This is a genomic window from Dietzia sp. 111N12-1, assembly GCF_001658045.1.
GTDB lineage: Bacteria > Actinomycetota > Actinomycetes > Mycobacteriales > Mycobacteriaceae > Dietzia > Dietzia kunjamensis.
The window spans coordinates 127,203-146,665 of the sequence record NZ_LSSV01000060.1; the positions used below are offsets into that span (position 1 = coordinate 127,203).

The following is a 19,463-nucleotide window of genomic DNA, read 5'->3' on the forward strand; positions in this document are numbered from 1 at the left end:
CGTGGCGAGCGGTCGGCGCTCCACGGGTGGTCAGGGGCCTGACGCGTCCTCCCGCCCACTAGTCTTACCGTCATGCCCGATCACGCAGTCCCCCTCCGCACGAACGGGGACCCCCTGGTGTCCAGCCCGGCCGCAGCCGACGGGGGTGCACACGCGCTCCGCGCGCCGCGCCCGACGCTCGACGAGCGGGACCCAGGCGGCGAACTGCCGGACACCGGCGATGCACTGCTGACGAACAACCGGGTGCTGGTCACCGCGCCGCGGCACCGGATCGAGAAGCGCACGCCGCTGCTCTTCGTGATCGAGGGGATCTGGTCCTGGGCGGTCCTCGCGGGCCTGCAGGTCGGCTGGTATTTCTGGGGCGACAACGTCATGGCGTTCTGGAACTGGGTGGCGCTGGCGGTGACGGTGCCGTTCGCGTTCATGGGCATCGTCGTGGCGCCGTGGTGGCGATACATCGTGGCCCGGTGGGACGTCTCGGACACGGCGGTGTGCTCACGCAAGGGGTGGTGGACCACCCAGTTCCGCATCGCGCCGCTGGCCCGTCTGCAGACCGTGTACACGACGCGCACGCTGTTCGAGCGGTGGTTCGGCCTGGCGACCGTCAACGCCTCCACCGCGTCCGCCCAGGGCACGGTGGAGATCCGCGGGCTCAACCTGGCCGACGCCGAGGCGCTGGCCCAGCACCTCATCGCGATCGCCAACCTGGACTCGGAGGACGGGACGTGACCGGGCCCGAGACGGCGGCCGGGGTGACGGCGGGGTCGGACGACGACCGGTACGACGACGACGACGAGGGCGTCACCTCCGCTGGCATCGCCCCGGCTCCGGAAGCCGAACCGGCGGAAGAGGTCCTCTCGGCCGACGAACCCGCGATCGGGGAGAAGATCGACCCGGAGGCCCCGTGGCAGCGCCTGTCCTGGCGCATGCTGCTCGTGTACCCGCTGGGCATGCTGACCCGTCTGCTCCCGCTGTTCCTCATCTCCCTGTGGTTGGGCTCCAACCGGAGCAACTACTGGTTCGAGATTATCGTGGTCTCGCTGGTGATCCTCAGCGGTGTCCTGCGGTGGCTGTCGACCAGCTATCAGGTCGGCCGCACCCACATCATCCTGAAGAAGGGCTTCTTCAGTCGACAGGTGGTCACTGTCGCCCGTCAGCGCATCCGGAGCGTCGACACCGAGTCCGACCTGTTCCACCGGGTCCTCAAGGTCTCGATCGTGGAGGTGGGGACCGGGCGGGCCGACTCCGGGAAGTCGGACGCCGAGCGGTTCCGCCTCGACGCCATCGACACCACACTCGTCGACCCGCTGCGGGACGAGCTCCTCAAACACCGACGCGCCATGGACCCCTCGCTCGACGTGGAGGACGAGGAACAGTGGGGGTCGAAATACGGGGAGGACATCGCCCGGTGGAAGGTCACCTGGTCGCGGTTCGCGCCGTTCTCCTTCATCGGGTTCGGCGTGCTGTTCTCCCTGTGGCTCATCACCTGGCAGATGGGCGACATGCACGACCGCATCATGGACCTGGCGGTGGTCGAGGGGACCATCGACTGGCTGGATTCACTGGGGCAACCCTGGGCGTTCGTCGGCAAGGGGGTCGCGATCTGGCTGGTCGCCGGGGTGCTGGCGATCATCACCTACGCCATCCGGTACGGCAAGTACGCGCTGACCGACCGGGGCCAGCTGCTCTACGTCCAGAACGGCATCCTGCGGCGCAAGCACATCGCCCTCGACAAGGCCCGGTTGCGCGGCGTGGAGATGCGGCTGCCGGTCTACCTGCGGATGCTCGGCGGCGGCCGGCTGGAACCCATCATGACCGGCACCAAGAAGGGCGCCACCGCGTCGACCCTGCTGCCGCAGGCGCCGATCGCGGACGTGCGTCGGGTGGCGATCCGCATCCTCGGAAACGAGACGCCGGTGACCGTCCCGCTGCGGCGGCACCCGTGGAAGGCCTCCCGTCGGCGGGTCACCCGGGGCCTGCTCCCGTTCTGGATCGTCGCCGGGATCATCGTGCTGGTGCGGATCGACTCGGGCCCGTCGGCGGACATCTGGGTGCACTGGGGCATCCCCGCCGCACTGGTGTTCTTCGTGGTGCTGTCGGTGGACCGTATCCGCATGCTCGGACACGCGCTACTGCCGGAGGTGTTGGTGACCTCGAACGGGTCGTGGACCGCCAAGCGATCCGTTCTCGAGGCGGACGGGATCATCGGCTGGACCGTCACCCAGTCGGTGTTCCAGCGCACGGCGCGCGTCGCGACCGTCTCCGCGGCCACACCGGCCGGGAACGGCGTCTACTCGGTGGTCGACATCGACGCCGACGAGGCGTGGGCGCTCGCCGAGGCGCTGACGCCGGGGATCACCGACGTGTGGCACCACACCGGAGAGCCCGGGGGCCGTGTCTCACCGTCGATGGGCGTCCGACGCGGGTGACGGCCACAGCGTGGCCATCCACAGCGGGACCAGACCCCCGAACACCAGGAGCGCGAGCCCGCGCAGTCCGATCGGCACGGGCATGTCTCCCCCGGGGCCCAGATTGATCGCGACCAACGTGAGGATCCAGACGAGGGCGGGGAACGCCGCCACGATCTTCCGCTGCGACCACATCGACCCGACCCACACCAGGAACAGCGACCACGCCCCGGCGGCGAGGACACTGATCGGGACCGGCACGAGACCGACATACATGGTCAGCCACGCCGAGGCGAGCACGCAGCTTGCCACCGCACCGATCGCGAGCAGCACCAGCGCAGTCCCCAACTCGGCGACGGAAGCCGCCCGCGCACGCGGTACCACGGAGGCCCCCTGCGCGCCCTGCGCCGCGGCCGTCACGGTCGCTCCCCGCCCAGCCCGTCGAGCAGATGCGCGGACCCGGCCGGGCACGTGACGTACGGGCCGTCGTCCTCGGCGCGGTCACGGGCGATGTACCACTCCACCTGGGGGACGGACTGCAGGACCCCGTTGGTCAGGGCGAGGAACCAGGGCTCCCCCTCGGGGCCGGGCACCAGCTCGAGCTGGGTGGCGTGTCCGGTCAGGGCGGCCAGTTTGGCGGCGTAGTCGGCGTCGTCCAGCGGGACGCGGTGGGTCAGCCTCGAGTCCGGGACGGACGGCAGTTCGCCGGACTCCGGGTGCCGCAGGTGCGCGGGCGGCGCAGGGTGGGTCCGGGTGGTCTCCGACCGCGCGGTGACCGTCCAGGCCACGCGCTCCGGCCGGTGGGCGGCGTCCTCGATGGCGGCGTGCACCACCTCGTGGGCCCGGATGTGGTCGGGGTGGCCGTAGCCGCCCCGCGGGTCGTAGGTCACCACGAGATGGGGCCTGAAGTCGTCGAGGACGGCCACCACCTCGTCCACCGCCTCCCTGCCCGACCGCACGAACGCACGCGGGTGGTCGGCCGAGGCGGTCCCCGCCATCCCGGAGTCGCGCCACCGGCCGGCGCCGCCGAGGAAGCGGGTTCGGTCGACCCCGAGGGCGCGCAGGGCGCCCGCCAGCTCGCCGATCCGGTATCCGCCGAGTTGGTCGGCGCGGTCCGCGACGAGGCCGGCGAACTCCTCGCCGAGTACCTCGCCCTCCTCCCCGAGCGTGCAGGTGACGACCCGGACGTCGGCACCGGCGGCGACCAGCGCGGCGATCGTGCCGCCGGTGGTGATCGCCTCGTCGTCGGGATGGGCGTGGACGAACAGGGCGCGCACGCCGTCGGCGGGCGGGGTCGCGGTGGTCGGTGTCATCCGGTCCTCCTCCAGGCGGGTGCGGTGTCGAACACGTCGGTGGCCGGCCTCTGGTCCGGGTCGTCGCGGGCCGGCTCCGTCCCGCTCACGTCGACCCCGTCGGCCGCCAGCAGCAGGGCCGGCCGCACGAGCGGCACCCGCAGGGCCAGTTCGGCGACCCTGTCGCCCGCGGCGGCGAGATCGGTCACGGCACCCGGGGCGGGCGGGGCGCCCTGACCGGACGACCCCCCCGGCTCCGCCACGCCGAGCGCCCGGTTGAGCTCGGGGTCGCAGACTCCGGTGACGTCACCGGCCCGCGCGGCCGCGCCGCGGCCGAGTGTGCGCGAGGGGGTGGTGGGCGTCGTGGTGACGGTGGAGGTGGCACTCGTCCGTCGATCGGGGGTCTCGCCCGTGTCCGGGTCGGGCGGGATGAGGCTCGACACGGTCGTCGGCGTGCGGGACGGGGCCGCGGTCGTCGTCCCGGTGGCGGCCGGGGGGGTCGCGCAGGCGAAGCGCGACACCGCGGCGACCTCGGGCCGTCCGTCGGTCCGCTGCCAGCCCACGACCCCGTCGACGAGCCCGTGCGGGAGGGCGTCCGCGTACAGGGCGGTCGCGTCCAGCTCCCACACCCGGGCGCCGATCCCCGCAGCGCGCAGTTGGTCGGCGACGGTGTAGGCAGCGGTCACGGCCCGCTCGTCCGCACCCTCGACCCCCAGGGTCACGGCGAGCGGGGCCCCGTCACGTCGCCACCGCGTGCCCGTGCGGGTGAAGCCGGCGTCGCCCAGCGCGCGCTCGACGGCGTCCGCGTCAGCGGTGACGGTGTCGGCCGATCCCGCCGGGAACGGGAAGGATGACACGGACGGATCGGCCTCCCGCGTGACGATGCGCCCGACCACCTCGGGGTCGATCGCCGCGGCCACCGCGCGACGGACCGCCGGATCGGCCACCGCCGGCGCGACCGTGTTCAGCCCGAGTTCGAGCTGGGCCGCGCTCTCCAGGGGCGCGGTGGTCACTCCCGGGACCGTGGCGGCCACGTCTGCCGCCACCGGGTTCGCCGAGACGATCGCCATCACCCCGGGACCGCCCCTCAGCGCCTCGCCGAGCTGGCCGGCTCCGGTGGCGCGTCGCACGACGATCTGGTCGACCTCGGGCGCGCGGGCCCAGTACCGGTCGTTGCGCACGAATTCGATCTGCCCCCGGCCGATGTCGGCCGTGCGGATCATGAACGGACCCGCGCTCGTCACGGGCAGGAACTGCATCGAGCCCTGGAACCCGTCGGGCGCACCCTTGAGGATGTGCGCGGGGAGGAGGTGGGTGAACAGGCCCCGCCAGTGCTCCGGCACGACGTCGAACTCCACGTCGACGACCTTGCCGCCCGCACCGGAACGGACCTCCACGATCCTCTCGTACCCGGCCGGATCGACCACGCCGGGCTGGGTGGTCATCTGCCGCCAGAGGTACTCGAAGTCCTCCGCCGCGACGGGGACACCGTCAGACCATTGAGCCTGCTGATCGATCGTGTACCGGATGGTCGAGGGGGCCCCGGGGACCCGCGCGGCGGAGACCAGGAGATCCCGGTTGAGCGTCTGTTCGCCACCGGGGCCCGGGTCGAACGCGCTGGGCAGCAGCAGCGAGGCCACGAGGTCGGTGTCCACCCCCTGGTCGGCCAGGAGGTGCGGGTTGAACCCCGGGTCCACCCGGTTCAGCGCGAGCAGGAGACCGTCCTCCGTGAGGGTGACCGACGCGCCGTCGGTGCGCTCCTCGCCCACCACCGCCGGTGGGGGCGGGTCGGCGACGCACCCGGTGACGACGACGAGGGCCAGCGCGGCGCACACCGCGGCGGCACCCCGCCGGCGCACCGACGCCCCCCTCGTCGTCATCTGTTTCCGGTCTAGCCGACCGTCTGCTGGTCGCGCGACTTGGACCGGCTGCGGGCCTTGGCCCGCTCGTTGGCGGTGAGCAGGACCTTGCGCACACGGACCACCTCGGGGGCCACCTCGACACACTCGTCGACGGCACAGAACTCCATGGCCTCCTCGAGGGAGAGGTTCTTGTGCTTGGACAGCGTCTCGGTGGCGTCGGAGGAGGCCGCACGCATGTTCGTGAGCTTCTTCTCCTTGGTGATGTTGACGTCCATGTCCTCCGAGCGCGGGTTCTCCCCCACGACGACACCCTCGTAGACCTCGGAGCCGGGCTCGATGAAGAAGTCACCGCGGTCGGCCAACCCGAGCAGCGCGAACGTGGTCGCCTTGCCCGCACGGTCCGCGACCAGCGAACCGGTGTGCCGGGCCCGGATCTCCCCGGCCCACGGCTCGTACCCGGCGGAGTACGAGTTGGCGATCCCCGCACCCCGGGTATCGGTCATGAAGGTGGTCCGGAAACCGATGAGGCCGCGCGCGGGGACGGTGAACTCCATGCGCACCCAGCCGGAGCCGTGATTGCTCATCTGCTCCATGCGGCCCTTGCGGGCGGCCATGAGCTGGGTGACCGCGCCGAGGTGCTCCTCGGGGACGTCGATGGTCATGTGCTCGAACGGCTCGTGGAGCTTGCCGTCGATCGTCTTGGTGACCACCTGCGGCTTGCCGACGGTGAGCTCGAACCCCTCGCGGCGCATGGTCTCGACGAGGATGGACAGCGCCATCTCGCCACGACCCTGCACCTCCCAGTCGTCGGGCCGCTCGGTGTCGAGCACCTTGAGTGAGACGTTGCCCACGAGTTCCTGGTCGAGGCGCGCCTTGACCATGCGCGCGGTGAGCTTCTTGCCGCCGTTCCGGCCGGCCAGGGGCGAGGTGTTGACGCCGATGGTCATGGAGATGGCGGGCTCGTCGACCGTGATGGCCGGGAGGGCGACCGGGTTCTCCGGATCCGCCAGCGTGTCACCGATCATGATGTCGCTGATACCGGCGACCGCGACGATGTCGCCGGCGACGGCCTCCTCGGTGGGCACCCGCTCGACACCGTCGGTCTTGAGCAGCTCCGAGATCTTGACGGACTTGGTCTCCTGCTCGCCGCCCGGCAGGTTGTGGATCCACGCGACCTGCTGCCCCTTGCGCAGCCGGCCGTTGTGGATGCGCACCAGACCGATACGGCCGAGGAAGTTGGAGGCGTCCAGGTTGGTGACGTGGGCCTGAAGCGGGGCGTCGGCGTCTCCGCGGGGGGCGGGGATCACGTCGTAGAGGAGCGCGAACAGCTCGTCGAGGTTCTCCCCCTCCGGCTCCTGGCCGTTGGCCGGCTGGGTGGTGGACGCCTTGCCGGCGCGGCCGGAGGCGAAGACCACGGGCAGCTCGAGCGCGTGCTCGGCGGCGGCCTGGGCGGCGGGGTCCTCCAGATCGGCCGCGAGATCGAGGAGCAGGTCCTGGGCCTCCTCGACGACCTCGTCGATCCGGGCGTCCGGCCGGTCGGTCTTGTTGACGACGATGATGACCGGCAGGGAGGCGGCGAGCGCCTTGCGCAACACGAAGCGGGTCTGCGGCAGCGGCCCCTCGGAGGAGTCGATGAGCAGGACGACGCCGTCCACCATGTTCAGGCCACGCTCGACCTCGCCGCCGAAGTCCGCGTGGCCCGGGGTGTCGATGATGTTGAAGACGAGGTCGGCGCCACCCGCACCCGCGCCGTGTCGTCGCACGGAGGTGTTCTTGGCGAGGATCGTGATGCCCTTCTCACGCTCGAGGTCGCCCGAGTCCATGACCCGGTCCACGAGCTCCGCGCGTTCGTCGAACGCGCCGGACTGGCGCAGCATCGCGTCGACGAGTGTCGTCTTCCCGTGGTCGACGTGGGCGACGATTGCGACGTTGCGGAACTCGGTCAAGGCCATACGCTGGGTTCTCCCTCGGAGGCTTACGGGCGCCCGGGGCGGCTCGTGGGCCGCCGGGCTGGTGGTGGGAATCGACGGCGCTAGTCAGCCGCGATCCACAGGCGCGTCCGGTCGAGCGCGCGTGCGGATCTACTTTACCCGCTGATCCGGACGATTCCCCCATCCTGAGACCACCCCGACAGTGCGGACGCCCTGTGTTATTTACATCACGTATAACTTCTGTAACATCAGCACCAGAACGCGCGTCTGCCCGACTCCCGGTGCCCGTGACTCGGGACACTTATGAGAATATCTAGCGGTCGACCGGTCGGCCCGTCCGCCGGTCCGCCCGCCCCATCCGAAGAATGGACTCGCCAGTGATCCGCCACTCGCTCAGGACCTCGTTCCGGACCATCGGTCTCGGGGCCGTCGCCGCCGTCGCGGTCGGTCTCGCCGCACCCGCCACCGCCAGCGCGCAGTCGCTCGACGAACTGGGACGCCCGACCGAGCCCGTGCTCCAGGCGATCGAGAACCTCGCCGAGCAGCAGTGGATCCCCGAGGAGACCCGGGGCACCATCGCCCGCGCCGTCGGGTTCTTCCGCGGCACCGGCGAACCCGGCACCCCGATTCCCGAGAACGGCCCGGTCATCGCGCAGTTCGCCTACCCCACGATCATGCAGCAGTGCATCGGCGGTGAGCAGACCGCCGTCGGTGCCGCGACCGCCGTGCCCGGCCCGGCCGATCTGCCGCTGCCCGGCATCGCCCCCGGCCATCTCGGCTTCATCTTCACCGCCCTGGGCACCGAGGGTGTCGCGGCCCAGCAGGCCCAGCCCATGACCGTCGACTGGATCAACGTCAACAACGGCCGTCGCGGTACCACCGTCCTCGGGTACAACGGCCTCAACGAGGGTGGCCCCGCCACCGTCAACGGTGTCGCCGACACGGGCCCGGGCCAGGTCCTCATGCTCCTGCAGGGTGGCGTCACCACGAACCTGGAGGAGGGCGGGACCGCCAACTGCGTCGCCTTCCCCACCGTGGGGACCGCGTTCGTCCGGTGACCGGCGACGGTAGCGGGCCCCACCCCGACGCCGACCAGGACCTGACCGAGGCCCGTCTCGCCCTCGCCGGCGACGGGCCTCTGGTCGTTCTCAGCGGCGCCGGGATGAGCGCCGAGAGTGGTGTGCCCACCTTCCGCGACGCCCAGACCGGCCTGTGGGAGCGGTACGACCCGTCCGCACTGGCCACGCCGGAGGCCTGGGCACGCGACCGGGACACCGTCTGGGCCTGGTACCGCTGGCGCGAGCGCCTGGTCTCCGGCGCGGAGCCGAACGCCGGGCACGTCGCGGTGGCCCGCGCCCAGGCCCACCGTGACGTCGTGGTGGTCACGCAGAACGTCGACGACCTCCATGAGCGCGCCGGATCGAGCCGGGTGCACCACGTCCACGGGAGTCTGTTCGCCCACCGCTGCGACACCTGCGACGCGCCGATGGAGGTCGGCCCTCCTCCTGCCGAGCCCGTCGACCGCCTCACCCCGCCGAACTGTGACCGGTGTGGCGGGCGCGCCCGACCGGGCGTGGTGTGGTTCGGCGAGATGCTCCCGGGCCGGCCCTGGGACGCTGCGGTCGACGCGGTCACCTCGGCCGCGGCGGTGCTCGTCGTCGGCACCTCCGGCCTGGTCCACCCCGCGGCGTCACTACCCGGGCTCGCCGCCGACGCCCGGATCCCGGTGATCGAGGTGAACCCGGGCGCCTCGGGGCTCGGCTCCGAGGTCTCGGTCCACGTCCGGGCCACCGCAGGGCAGGCGCTTCCTCACCTCTTGGCACCCTGATCCCCTCGGGCCGCCCTTCCGGCCCTGCCACACACCGGCTGGCGGAAACCTCTCTGCGGCCGATAGAGCGCGCTAGCGTAGCGCGCAGGGACCCACGCCCGGAGTTCCCGCTCCTCCGTTCGCACGGAGGCCAGGACCGGAGGTCACCTCATGTCTGATTCGTCCCCGGCAACCCCGTCTACCGCCCCGGCCATCACCGCGGTCATCGCCGCCGAGCTGATCGGCACGTTCTGGCTCGTCCTCGGCGGTTGCGGCACCGCCGTGTTCGCGGCGGTCCAGATCGCCACCGCCGATACCGGCGACGTCCCCGTCGGCGTGGGATACCTCGGGGTCGCGATCGCGTTCGGGCTCACGGTCCTCACCGGCGCGTACGCGTTCGGGCACATCTCGGGCGGTCACTTCAACCCGGCTGTGACCATCGGCGCCGCGGTCGCGGGCCGACTTCCCTGGGCGAAAGTGCCCATCTACATCGTCAGTCAGGTCGTCGGGGGTCTGGTCGCGGGCGCGCTGATCCTCGTCGTGGCAAGCGGAAAAGACGGATTCGAGGCCACCGGCAGCATGGCCGCCAACGGCTACGGGGCCAACTCGCCCGACGGCTACGGCCTGCTCTCGGCGCTGCTCATCGAGATCGTGCTCACGGCCCTCTTCGTATGGGTCATCCTCGGCGCCACCGATCGCCGGGCCCCCGCCAGCTTCGCGCCCGCGGCCATCGGCCTCACACTGACGCTGATCCACCTCATCTCCATCCCGATCACCAACACGTCGGTGAACCCGGCACGGTCGACGGCCGTGGCGTTCTTCAACGGGGGCGGCGCACCGGGCCAGCTGTGGCTGTTCTGGGTGGCACCGATCGTCGGCGCCCTGATCGCCGGCGTCCTGTACGGCCCGTTGTTCGGCGCTCGCGGGCTGAACGGTCGATCCGCGGCCGTCTCGGCCTGACGCACCGCCGACGGGGTCAACACGAAGGGCCCGAGGGAGATCTCTCTCCCACGGGCCCCTCATCGATGCGGCCTCTCCGAGGCGCGAGGCCTCCTCCGGTCAGTGGCGGGGTTCATCCCCGCGGGTCCGGCCCAGCATCTTGTCCACTATTCCCGGCTTGTCGTCAGGATGACGGTCCGGGTCGACGGTGTCGCCGGGCGTCCCGGTCCGGTGCCCCGACCTCGCCTGCGGATCGGAACCACCGGGGACATCGTCGGTCCGGGCGTGACGCCCGCCGGCGTCACCCGCGCCGACTCCGGATGCTCCCGCGGCCGCGGCACCCGCTCCGTGGCGGCCCCGGTCACCGGAGTCGATACCGGACCCGGAAGTGGCGGACGAGCCCATACCGGTCCCGGTGGCCAACCCTCCGTGATCGTGACCGCGGTCGCGGTCATGGGTGAGGTCGCCGCCCCTGTCGCGATCGTGGGTGAGGCCCCCGTCGCCGCCATGGTCGCGATCGTGGGTGAGGCCCCGATCGCCGTGGTCGCGACCGCGGTCGAGGTCATCAGCACGGCCCTTGGGATCGAGCTTCTCGGCGGTCTGTTCCATCCGCCGGACATCGTGCTTCTGCTCGTCGACGGTGCCGCGCTGCCGCTCGGCCTCCACCCGGAGCTTGTCGGCCTCGGCGGCCTTCGCACGGGCCTCCTGCTCGGCTGCACCCGCCCGGTGCTCCTGCTCGCGGACGACCGCGTCCTGCTGCTCGAGCTGCTGCTCGCGTTCTCGTGCGCTGCGCCGCAGTTCCGCGGCCTCGGTGAGCTTCTTCCGGTTGCTGCTCTTGACGGCCATCGCGATGAGCGCGATCACGATGATCAGCGCGATCACCCCGATGATGATCCAGATGATGGGGTCCACAGCTGCCTCCCTTTCAGGGGTCGGGTTGCGTCTGGAACGTAACCCCGCCCCCAGACGGGTGCCACCGGTCGCGCCCGTGGCGGTATTGGCTCGGCGCCCGCGGCACCGGCCCGGCGCCCGGGGGCGACTAGTGGTGAGCCCGCGGGAGCAGTCCCGCCTCCCGCGCCTCCCGGCTGAGCCGCTCCCGGTGATCCGGGTGCGCCACAGCGATCAGCGCCGCGGCCCGCCCGGCGACCGACTTGCCCCTCAGCTCCGCGATACCGAATTCGGTGACGACGTTCTCGATGATGTTCTTGTGGGTGGTGACCGGACTGCCGGGCGTGAGCGACAGGGAGATCCTGCTGACGCCCCCGGAGGTCTGCGACGGGGTGACGATGAACCCGTGGCCTCCCGGGGAGAACGTGCAGCCCCGGGCGAAGTCCGCCTGTCCCCCGGCCCCCGACCAGTACCGGCCGCCGATGGTCTCCGAGGCCGCCTGCCCGAACAGGTCCACCTCGCTGGTCGCGTTGATCGAGTAGAGATTGTGCTCCTGGCCGATCACCCTCGGGTCGTTGACGATATCCACGGGGAGCATCGCCACAGACGGGTTGTTGTGGAGCCAGTCCATGAGTCGCTGCGACCCGAGGGCGAAGGTGGTGACGTGCTTGAACGGCCGCCCCGTCTTGCGCGACCCGTCGATCACCCCGGCCTCGACGAGGTCCATCACCCCGTCGGACAACGCCTCGGTGTGGATCCCCAGATGACGGTGATCCGTCAGCCGGGACAGGAATGCGTTCGGCAACCTGCCGACCCCGAGTTGGAGACAGGCCCCGTCGGGGACACGCTCGGCGATGACGTCCGCTATCGCGTTGTCCGTCTCCCCCGGTGGCGGCGCCTCCATGGTGATCATCGGGGTGTCGTTACGGGTCACGCCCACCACCTGGGAGATGTGGATGTGGTTGCGCCCGAAGGTGCGGGGCATGTGGGAGTTGACCTCGACGAAGAACGGCACCTGGCCGATGAACGAGGCCACGTAGTCGGCGTTCGTGCCCATCGAGAAGAAACCGTGCTCGTCGATCTCCGAGACCGTGGCGATCGCCAGACCGGGCGGAGAGAACTCGCGCAGCGTGGCCGGCACCTGCGCGAAATCGACGGGGATGAGGTCGCAGTGGCCCCGGTGGAAGTTCTCTCGCGACCCGCGGCCCAGGAAGTAGTCGACATGCCGGAGCCTGCCCGGGTAGGCACCCTCCATGAACGGCAGCGACTCCCAGGGGTCCATGTGGTGGACCGTCACGTCGTCCAGTCCGGCGCCCCCGGCGTCCAGCGCCCGCAGCAGGGCGGGCGGAGCGGCGTTCTGGATGGGCACGATGACGTGCATCCCCGGCGTGATGTGGTCGAGGACCGCCTCGGCCGGACGCTCCTCGTACTCGACGTTCCTCGTCACTGACCCCTGCTCTCGTAGTTCCGGACGTCGCGGTGCGGTGACACACCCCGGCGGTTTCAGGACAGGGCCGGGATGACCTCGCGCTCGAACAACTCGAGTCCGGAGGTGTCGGTGGCGATCTCGGGGAAGTAGAAAATGCCGTACTCCATTCCCAGCGCCTCGAGCTCGGTCAGCTTCTCGACGATCTGCTCCGGCGTCCCCACCGCCGGGAGCCCGCGGTACGCGCCGAGCTGGAGCTCTGCCTCGTCCTCACCGACGTGCGTCGCCATCCGGTCCTTCAGGTACGCCAGCCGATCCGCGACGTCCTTCTCGGTCTCCCCGATCGCCACGTTGTAGTTCGCGGTCCGGGTGATCTCCGCCGGGTCACGACCGATGTCCCGACAGTGTCCGAACAGCACCTTCGACTTATGGTCGAAGCCCTCGGCGGTGCCGTCGAAATTGGTGTAATCCGCGTACCTCGCGGCGGTGCGGAGGGTCTTGCGCTCGCCCCCGCCCGCGATCCACAGGGGTATGCCGCTCTCCTGCAGAGGCGTCGGCTGCACGATCGCCCCGTCGACCCGGTAGTGCTCGCCGTCGAGTGAGACCACACCGTCGGACCACGCCTCGGACAGGATGCGCACACCCTCGTCGAGCATGGCCAACCGCTCACCCGCGGAAGGGAATCCGTAGCCGTACGCTCGCCATTCGTGCTCGTACCAGCCCGCGCCGATCCCCATCTCCACCCGGCCGCCGGAGATGTGGTCGACCGTCGCGGCGATCTTCGCCAGCAATGCCGGGTTGCGGTATCCGAGGCACGTGCACATCTGCCCCAGCCGGACCCGGGAGGTGGTCGCACCGAGCGCCGACATCAGGCTCCATGCCTCGTGCGTCGCCTCGGTCGAGGTGAGGGGCGCGGTGTGCATGTGGTCGTACACCCACACCGACTCCCACGGCCCGGCGTCCGCGCGGGCGGCCAGGTCGGAGATGACCGGCCAGTGACGGGCGGCCGGCACGTCGACCAGGTCGAGGCGCCAACCCTGGGGCAGGAACAGTCCGAATCGCATGGCGCCGAGCCTAGCCCCGGAACCCGGCCCGGGTGGCCGACCCACGACCGGTTCCGACGGGTGGGCCAGCGCTACCAGATCAGACGCTGCGGTCCTCGTCGTCGTCATCGGGTGGGTCCAGCGTGCCGGCGGCGAGCACGAACCCGGCCGGACGGGGTCCGTCCGGGGCGCTGCCCAACAGCGCGACGCGCACCGTCGACTCGGTCGCACCGGGCTGCCGTTCGCCGATCCTCGCGTCGACAGGGACCTCCACGTCGGCATCGACGACCGCGGTCTCCACGTGCGCACCGGACCGGACCACGGCACCCGGCAGGATGACACTGTCCCGGACCCTCGCACCCGCCTCGATGACCGCCCCGGGCCCCACGACGGAATGCTCGACCGTCCCGTGGACCACCGCGCCGTGCCCGAGCAGTGACCCGACGACCTGCGCCGCCTCCCCGGTCCGGGCGGGACCGCTGAAGGCCGACGCGGTCCGCAGGGACCACCCCGGGACATCCAGCTCGTGGACCGGGGACTCGCCGAGGAGGTCCATGTGGCCGGCCCAGTAGGACTCGACGGTCCCCACGTCCCGCCAGTACCCCTCGTGCCGCCACTCCCGGGCGTGCCCCGCCCCGACCATGGCGGGCAGGATGTTGTCCCCGATGTCGCCCAGGTCCCCCGCGCCGCCGGCGGTGACGACGTCCTCGTGGGCCCGCTCGAGGTAACTGATGAGGGCGGTCGTGTTGAAGACGAAGATCTCCGCGCAGATCAGGTCGCCGTCCGGATCGTCCGGCTTGTAGCGGTACTCGGTGACGGCCCCGTCCTCGCCCACCCGGACCACGCCGTAGCGGGAGGCGTCCTCGGGGGCCACGCGAGTGGTGACCATGGTGAGCTCGGCGAACGAGTCCAGGTGATCGCGGACCAGTTCGTCGTAGTCGAGGCGGTACACCGCGTCCGCACTGACCACGACCGTGACGTCCGGGGCCGCCTCGCGCAGGGGCTCGATCTGCTTCCACAGTGCGTCCGCGGTCCCCGAGTGGAATCCGTCCCGGCCCGTTCCCTGCGACGGGTGCAGCACCAGCAGACCGCCGTCGAGTCGGTCGAGATCCCACGGGCGGCCGCTCCGCAGATGGGACCCCAGGGACACCGGATGGAACTGCTGCACCACCCAGACATCCCTCAGGCCCGAGTTGGCGGCATTGCTCAGGGAGAAGTCCACCAGCTGGTATCCGGGCCCGTAGGGGACGGCCGGCTTGGCCCGGTCCCGGGTGAGCGCACGGAGCCGGGAACCGGCTCCACCTGCGAGGACTATGGTGACGACCGACAGCGGCGCCATGCGAGGTCTCCTCTCCGGTCAGGCGTGGGACTACCCACCCCATGCGAGTACGACACTCTAACCGGACTGCGGCGTCATCCCACCGGTCGCCCGGCACCGTGTGGCCGGATCAGGCCGCGGCGGATCAGGCGGTGGATCAGGCGGTGGGCTCAGGCGGTGGACAACGCCGCGCCACACTCCTCCAACTCGTCCTCCCCGTCGAAGTACAGGGCCACGTACCGCCCGGCGACCTCGGCGACCTGCATCTCCATGTCGTAGACAGCCTTGAGGACATCGGTGCGCATGATCTCGGCCGGGGTGCCGTCGGAGACGATCCGCCCGTCCTTCATGGCGATGATCCGGTCCGAGTACGCGGCGGCGATGTTGATGTCGTGGATGACGAGCACGATGGTCTTGCCCCGCTCCGCGGCGGTGCGACGCAGCAACCGCATGATCGAGGTGGCGTGCCGGAGATCGAGGTTGTTCAGAGGCTCGTCCAGCAGGACATAGTCCGTGTCCTGCGCCAAGACCATCGCGATGTGCGCCCGTTGGCGCTGGCCACCGGACAACTCGTCGAGATACCGGTCGGCGAGGTCCTCGAGTTCCATCGCCCCCAGGGCGTAGTCGACGTGCTCGGCGTCGTCCGGGCCGGGCCTGCCACCGTTGTGCGGGAACCGGCCGAATCCGACCAGCTCCCGCACGGTGAGCCGGATGGAGACGGCGTTCTCCTGGCGGAGCACCGCGAGGCGGCGGGCCAGCTCACGCCCACCGTTGACCGACACGTCGACGCCGTCGACGAGCACCGTTCCGGAATCCGCCGCCTGGAGCCGGCTCATGACACCCAGCAGCGTCGACTTTCCTGCGCCGTTGGGCCCGATGAGAGACGTCACGCCACCGTGCGCGAAGCACGCGGTCACGTCGTGCAGGACCCGGGTGTCGCCGTAGGACGAACACACCGACCGCGCCTCGATACCGCACCCGGCCGACCACCGGTTCTCACCGGATCGGTCGTCGCGGCGTCGGAACGGGAGAAGGGACATGATGTGCCTCTCTTTCAGCGTGCGCGGTTGGTCAGGAGCAGGAACAGGAACAGCAGGCCACCGGCGAACTCGATGACGATGCTCAGGGCGGACTCGACGCCGAGGGCGCCGAGGACCATCTCGCCCCCCGCCAGGGCGATCACGCCCAGCAGCGAGGCCACCGGCAGGGTGAACCGGTGCAGGGTGGTGCCGAGCAGGGCGTAGGCCGCGTTGGCGACGATGAGCCCGAAGAACATCACCGGCCCGATCAGGGCCGTGGAGGCGGACACCAGGAAGGAGACCACCACCAGGACCACGATGGTGACCCGGCGGTGGTCGACGCCGAGCGCGACGGCGGGATCGCGCCCCAGCAGCATCACGTCGAGTCGACGGCCGAGGATCGCCACGGCGACGAGTCCACCCACCACGATGACCCCGCACGCCACCAGGACGTCGAGTTGGACCCCTCGGAAACTCGCGAACATGGCGTCCTGGACCTGCAGGTAGGCCGCCGGGTCCAGCAGGCGCTGGAAGAACGAGGAGGCGGAGCGGAAGAATACGCCGAACACCACACCCACCAGCAGCAGCAGGTGGATATCGGTTCTCCGACCCCCGAGCAGCCACAGGTAGAGCGAGGTCGACGCGACCACCATGATCGCGGTCTGACCGAGGAACCCGGAGAGACCGCCGCTCGTCAGGCCCCCGATGACGGCGGCATCGCGCGGGATCATGAAGAACACGAGCATGGTCTGGATGAGCAGGTACAGCGAGTCGAAACCCATCAGCGCCGGCGTGAGGATCCGGTTGCCGGTGACGGTCTGGAAGATCACCGTCGAGACCCCGACCGCGACCGAGACCAGGACGATCGCCACCGCGTGGCGCGACAGTCGGTCGAGGGAGTAGGACCACGCCCTGGAACCGACGGTGTCCGGCAACCCGGTGAGGACGAGAGCGGCGAGCGCCGCGACGGCCGCGACGGCACAGACGAGGGTCACGATCCACCGTCGACGGCGGTCGGCCTCCGCTCTCGTCCGTCCCCGGGTGAGGCTCTCCGGCGGTGCGACGAGGATGGCGGTCTCAGGCATTGCGCACCCCTCTCAGCATCATGGCCAGGAACACGGCGCCGCCGAGGATCCCGACGATCGTCCCGACGGGGATCTCGCCGGCACCGGGGGCGCCGCCGGCGAACAGCCCGGGCAGCGACCGGCCCACCATGTCGCAGATCAGGACGGTGACCGCCCCGAGCAGTGCCACGAGAGGCAAGCCCCGGCGGGCGTCGTCTCCCACCAGGCGTGAGACGACGTTGGGAACGACGAGCCCGAGGAGCGGGAGGGCACCGACGGTGACGACGACGACGGCGGCGACCGCCGCCACGATCGCCATCCCGGCGGCGACGACGGTCTTGTGGTCGAGCCCGAGACCGGTCGAGACGTCCTCACCCAGGCCCGCCACGGTGAAGCGGTCGGCGGCGATGTAGGCGAGGACACCGAGGACCGCCACCAGCCACAGCAGCTCGTACCGCCCGGCCAGGACCGCCGAGAAGTCGGCGAGCATCCACGAGTTGAGCATCTGGAGAAGGTCACGCGACAGGGCCAGAAAGGCTGCGACCGCCCCGATCACGGAGCCGAGCATGATGCCGATGAGGGGCACCACGAACGAGTCCGACACGGGGACGCGACGGATGCAGGCGAGGAACAGGGCGGTCCCGGCGAGCGCGAACACCATGGCCACGAGCATCTTGGCCACGATCGGGGCGCCCGGCGCGATGATCGCCACCACCACGAGTCCCAGCCCCGCCGATTCGACGGTCCCCGCGGTCGACGGTTCGACGAAGCGGTTGCGGGTGAGCAACTGCATGAGCAGACCGGCGATCGCCAGGGACGCCCCCGCGAGGGCGGCGGCGGCGGTGCGGGGCAGACGGGCCTCCACGAGGTAGACACGGTGCGCCTCGGTGAGCCCTCCGGTGAGCGCGTCCCACACGGTGATGTCGGCCGCGCCCACGAACACGCTCGCGACGAGCGAGAGCACGAGCGCGACGACGCCGAGCGCCGGCCACAGCGAGTGACGCTGCGGTCGGCGCTCGACCAGGGTGGTCGTCATGAGAAGTGGACTCCCACCGTCAGGAGACGGCGGAGTCGATCTCGTCGATCATCGACTCGAGGACGCCGATGCCGCCCCCGACGAGGTACCAGTTCTGGCCGTCCAGGAAGTGGACGTTGTCGTTGGTCGCGGCGTTGGTCCGGTTGAACAGCGGGTTGTCGAGCAGGGCGGTGGCCGCCTCGCCCTCCGCACCGATCGCGGCGTCGCGGTCGATGACGAAAACGTGGTCGGGGTTCAGCTCGGCGATCTGCTCCCAGCTCAGCGGCGCGCCGTGGCTGCCCTCGGACTCGAGCTCACCGGCGGGCGTCATGCCGAGCTCGTTGAAGATGAGGTCGAAGCGTGAACCCGGTCCGTACCCCGTGACCTTGCCACCGGAGGTCATGAGCACCAGCGCCGTACCCGCGCCCTCGGCCTTGGCGCGGGTCTCGGTGACCATCTCGTCGATCTCGGCGAGCTCGTCCGCGGCCTTGTCCTCGGCCCCGAACAGCGCGGCGATCTCCTCCACCTTGGCGCGGTTGGAGGCGATCGTCTCGGCGGTGTCCGGATCACCGGCGATCACCTGGTCGGAGATCTTGGCGAACTCGGGCTCCATCGCGCGGGTGCGGTTGCCGAACAGGATGAGGTCGGGCCCCAGTTCCGCGATCACATCCATCTTCGGCTCCTTGAGGCTGCCGATGTCCGTGTACTCGTCGCCCACGTAGGCGTCCAGCGCCTCCGGGAAGACCCCGGTCTTGACCAGGCCGACGACGCGATCCTCGAGATCGAGCTCATCCAGCGTGTCGGCAGCGGCGTGGCTGGTGAGCACGACGCGGGTCGGCCCCTCACCCTCGTTTCCGGCGGACTGTGCATCCGAGCTCCCGCAGGCGGTCAGTGCGCCACCGGTCAGCGCGACGGCGGCCGTCGCTGCGACGATCTTGGGGAATCGCTTCATGTCACTCCAAGGTTGGTTCGGAAGGTTAGGCTCACCTTAACCACCCTCGCGGCTCCTGGGCAAGTCTTACGTATGGCTTACCTCACTTCGGCAGTTTGCCAGCCTCACGGCCCGGACAATCCGGGACCCTCCGACTCCCCCGGGGTGCGGGGCGACCGGATGCGACGGGCTGGCGGACGACGCACAATCGACGGTATGAGCACCGAACGCGAGTACGACCAGGACACCGACGGCGATTACGACGAGAACACGCTCGACGGCAGCGAGGGTCTCGACGCCGACACCATCTCGACCGACGGTGAGGACCTCACCGTCGACGCGCCGGAGTCGTGGAAGCCCGTCGAGGAGAACGACACCCTCGACGAGAAGCTGTCTGCCGAGCGCCCCGACGTCGACACCGCGGAGCCCGAGGACAAGGGCGTCGCCGAGGAGCCCCGCGACCAGATCGACGACCTCGACCCCGACGGCGAGACGCGCGTTCTCGGCGAGGCATAGAGCC

At 70.7% G+C, this 19,463-nt stretch carries 18 protein-coding genes; 6 read left to right on the plus strand and 12 right to left on the minus strand.

The window, feature by feature from the left end; all coding sequences use genetic code 11:
* Window positions 1–72: 72 nt before the first annotated feature.
* Window positions 73–729, plus strand: coding sequence for a PH domain-containing protein (locus AYO52_RS13810; protein WP_067718455.1), 657 nt, complete (start codon window positions 73–75; stop codon window positions 727–729).
* Entirely contained in the window at window positions 726–2,429 is a 1,704-nt protein-coding gene (locus tag AYO52_RS13815; protein WP_082924020.1) for a PH domain-containing protein, read from the plus strand. The genes AYO52_RS13810 and AYO52_RS13815 overlap by 4 nt, the downstream gene beginning before the upstream one ends.
* On the opposite strand, the gene AYO52_RS13820 is transcribed toward AYO52_RS13815, so the two are convergent.
* Genes AYO52_RS13820 through typA form a run of 4 tightly spaced genes read right to left on the minus strand, consistent with a single transcriptional unit; the run spans window position 2,400 to window position 7,514 of the window.
* Window positions 2,400–2,828 carry a hypothetical protein gene (locus AYO52_RS13820; protein ID WP_235027784.1) on the minus strand — a complete coding sequence of 143 codons (429 nt, stop codon included), beginning with the start codon at window positions 2,826–2,828 and terminating at the stop codon, window positions 2,400–2,402. The genes AYO52_RS13815 and AYO52_RS13820 overlap by 30 nt on opposite strands.
* Window positions 2,825–3,721, minus strand: coding sequence for an N-acetyl-1-D-myo-inositol-2-amino-2-deoxy-alpha-D-glucopyranoside deacetylase (gene mshB, locus AYO52_RS13825; protein ID WP_067718458.1), 897 nt, complete (start codon window positions 3,719–3,721; stop codon window positions 2,825–2,827). Before mshB ends, AYO52_RS13820 begins: the two co-directional genes overlap by 4 nt.
* Entirely contained in the window at window positions 3,718–5,580 is a 1,863-nt protein-coding gene (locus tag AYO52_RS13830) for an ABC transporter substrate-binding protein (RefSeq protein WP_067718461.1), read from the minus strand. The genes mshB and AYO52_RS13830 overlap by 4 nt, the downstream gene beginning before the upstream one ends.
* Window positions 5,581–5,591: 11 nt before the next feature.
* Window positions 5,592–7,514, minus strand: coding sequence for a translational GTPase TypA (gene typA, locus AYO52_RS13835; RefSeq protein WP_067718464.1), 1,923 nt, complete (start codon window positions 7,512–7,514; stop codon window positions 5,592–5,594).
* A gap of 356 nt (window positions 7,515–7,870) precedes the next feature.
* Here typA and AYO52_RS13840 point away from each other — a divergent pair, with 356 nt between their 5' ends.
* From AYO52_RS13840 to aqpZ, 3 genes are all read left to right on the plus strand, one after another.
* Window positions 7,871–8,551 (plus strand): hypothetical protein, encoded by a 681-nt coding sequence (locus tag AYO52_RS13840; RefSeq protein WP_082924021.1) that lies wholly within the window; start codon window positions 7,871–7,873, stop codon window positions 8,549–8,551.
* A complete protein-coding gene (locus AYO52_RS13845; RefSeq protein WP_082924022.1) occupies window positions 8,548–9,321 on the plus strand; it encodes an NAD-dependent deacylase in 774 nt (257 codons plus the stop codon). Before AYO52_RS13840 ends, AYO52_RS13845 begins: the two co-directional genes overlap by 4 nt.
* Window positions 9,322–9,471: 150 nt before the next feature.
* On the plus strand, window positions 9,472–10,260 hold the full coding sequence (gene aqpZ, locus AYO52_RS13850) for an aquaporin Z (protein WP_067718469.1): 789 nt from the start codon (window positions 9,472–9,474) through the stop codon (window positions 10,258–10,260).
* 99 nt (window positions 10,261–10,359) lie between these two features.
* On the opposite strand, the gene AYO52_RS13855 is transcribed toward aqpZ, so the two are convergent.
* From AYO52_RS13855 to AYO52_RS13890, 8 genes are all read right to left on the minus strand, one after another.
* Window positions 10,360–11,151: a hypothetical protein gene (locus tag AYO52_RS13855; protein WP_067718472.1), complete on the minus strand. Its 792-nt coding sequence runs from the start codon at window positions 11,149–11,151 to the stop codon at window positions 10,360–10,362.
* Between the two features lie 127 nt (window positions 11,152–11,278).
* Window positions 11,279–12,508, minus strand: coding sequence for an acetyl-CoA hydrolase/transferase family protein (locus AYO52_RS13860; protein WP_082924034.1), 1,230 nt, complete (start codon window positions 12,506–12,508; stop codon window positions 11,279–11,281).
* Between the two features lie 122 nt (window positions 12,509–12,630).
* The gene (locus AYO52_RS13865) at window positions 12,631–13,617 is read right to left on the minus strand and encodes a TIGR03560 family F420-dependent LLM class oxidoreductase (protein ID WP_067718478.1); all 987 of its coding nucleotides are present in this window, start codon (window positions 13,615–13,617) and stop codon (window positions 12,631–12,633) included.
* A 79-nt stretch (window positions 13,618–13,696) separates the two neighbouring features.
* Complete coding sequence (locus tag AYO52_RS13870) at window positions 13,697–14,935, minus strand: glucose-1-phosphate adenylyltransferase family protein (RefSeq protein ID WP_067718480.1); 1,239 nt, start codon at window positions 14,933–14,935, stop codon at window positions 13,697–13,699.
* Between the two features lie 149 nt (window positions 14,936–15,084).
* Window positions 15,085–15,954, minus strand: coding sequence for an ABC transporter ATP-binding protein (locus tag AYO52_RS13875; protein ID WP_082924023.1), 870 nt, complete (start codon window positions 15,952–15,954; stop codon window positions 15,085–15,087).
* A gap of 14 nt (window positions 15,955–15,968) precedes the next feature.
* A complete protein-coding gene (locus AYO52_RS13880; protein WP_082924024.1) occupies window positions 15,969–17,018 on the minus strand; it encodes an iron chelate uptake ABC transporter family permease subunit in 1,050 nt (349 codons plus the stop codon).
* Entirely contained in the window at window positions 17,011–18,033 is a 1,023-nt protein-coding gene (locus tag AYO52_RS13885) for an ABC transporter permease (protein WP_067718483.1), read from the minus strand. The genes AYO52_RS13880 and AYO52_RS13885 overlap by 8 nt, the downstream gene beginning before the upstream one ends.
* A 19-nt stretch (window positions 18,034–18,052) precedes the next feature.
* Window positions 18,053–18,964 (minus strand): siderophore ABC transporter substrate-binding protein, encoded by a 912-nt coding sequence (locus AYO52_RS13890; RefSeq protein ID WP_067718485.1) that lies wholly within the window; start codon window positions 18,962–18,964, stop codon window positions 18,053–18,055.
* A gap of 195 nt (window positions 18,965–19,159) precedes the next feature.
* Between AYO52_RS13890 and AYO52_RS13895 the strand changes: the two genes are divergently transcribed.
* Complete coding sequence (locus tag AYO52_RS13895) at window positions 19,160–19,459, plus strand: hypothetical protein (RefSeq protein WP_067718488.1); 300 nt, start codon at window positions 19,160–19,162, stop codon at window positions 19,457–19,459.
* Window positions 19,460–19,463: the final 4 nt, after the last annotated feature.

Coding starts and splice junctions, on each gene's coding strand:
- AYO52_RS13810 (WP_067718455.1), top strand. CDS start 73: ATGCCCGATCACGCAGTCCCCCTCCGCACGAACGGGGACCCCCTGGTG.
- mshB (WP_067718458.1), bottom strand. CDS start 3,721: ATGACACCGACCACCGCGACCCCGCCCGCCGACGGCGTGCGCGCCCTG.
- AYO52_RS13830 (WP_067718461.1), bottom strand. CDS start 5,580: ATGACGACGAGGGGGGCGTCGGTGCGCCGGCGGGGTGCCGCCGCGGTG.
- typA (WP_067718464.1), bottom strand. CDS start 7,514: ATGGCCTTGACCGAGTTCCGCAACGTCGCAATCGTCGCCCACGTCGAC.
- aqpZ (WP_067718469.1), top strand. CDS start 9,472: ATGTCTGATTCGTCCCCGGCAACCCCGTCTACCGCCCCGGCCATCACC.
- AYO52_RS13860 (WP_082924034.1), bottom strand. CDS start 12,508: ATGCACGTCATCGTGCCCATCCAGAACGCCGCTCCGCCCGCCCTGCTG.
- AYO52_RS13865 (WP_067718478.1), bottom strand. CDS start 13,617: ATGCGATTCGGACTGTTCCTGCCCCAGGGTTGGCGCCTCGACCTGGTC.
- AYO52_RS13870 (WP_067718480.1), bottom strand. CDS start 14,935: ATGGCGCCGCTGTCGGTCGTCACCATAGTCCTCGCAGGTGGAGCCGGT.
- AYO52_RS13875 (WP_082924023.1), bottom strand. CDS start 15,954: ATGTCCCTTCTCCCGTTCCGACGCCGCGACGACCGATCCGGTGAGAAC.
- AYO52_RS13880 (WP_082924024.1), bottom strand. CDS start 17,018: ATGCCTGAGACCGCCATCCTCGTCGCACCGCCGGAGAGCCTCACCCGG.
- AYO52_RS13885 (WP_067718483.1), bottom strand. CDS start 18,033: ATGACGACCACCCTGGTCGAGCGCCGACCGCAGCGTCACTCGCTGTGG.
- AYO52_RS13890 (WP_067718485.1), bottom strand. CDS start 18,964: ATGAAGCGATTCCCCAAGATCGTCGCAGCGACGGCCGCCGTCGCGCTG.
- AYO52_RS13895 (WP_067718488.1), top strand. CDS start 19,160: ATGAGCACCGAACGCGAGTACGACCAGGACACCGACGGCGATTACGAC.